At 58.8% G+C, this 245-nt stretch carries 1 protein-coding gene; it reads right to left on the bottom strand.

Annotated elements, in window-relative coordinates:
* Nucleotides 1-47 precede the first annotated feature (47 nt).
* On the bottom strand, nucleotides 48-245 hold a 198-nt coding region (locus tag SB771_RS36345), incomplete at its 5' end, for a hypothetical protein (RefSeq protein ID WP_410722204.1).

Raw genomic sequence — 245 nt, 5'->3', positions numbered from 1 at the left:
CAGTTAGCGGACGGTCTGGCCGACCACGCAAGGGCCTCGGCCTTCGATCAGACATCCCCAACCTGGTAGGCATTGAACGCGGTGCCGAGGACGTTCGTGATTCTCGTCATGACGCACATCAGTTCAAAGCCTACCTCCGCCGTCCATCTGTCGCATAACTTCACGGCCGTGGCTTCGACGTTTCCGAAATGTGCCTTAGGCCCGGGCGTTGATCTCGGGACGCAGACGCACCATATTTCAAAGCC

Origin of the sequence: Burkholderia sp. SIMBA_051 (genome assembly GCF_046534915.1) — a bacterium.
Lineage (GTDB): Bacteria > Pseudomonadota > Gammaproteobacteria > Burkholderiales > Burkholderiaceae > Burkholderia > Burkholderia ambifaria.
This window is presented reverse-complemented; position numbering and strand designations above follow the sequence as displayed.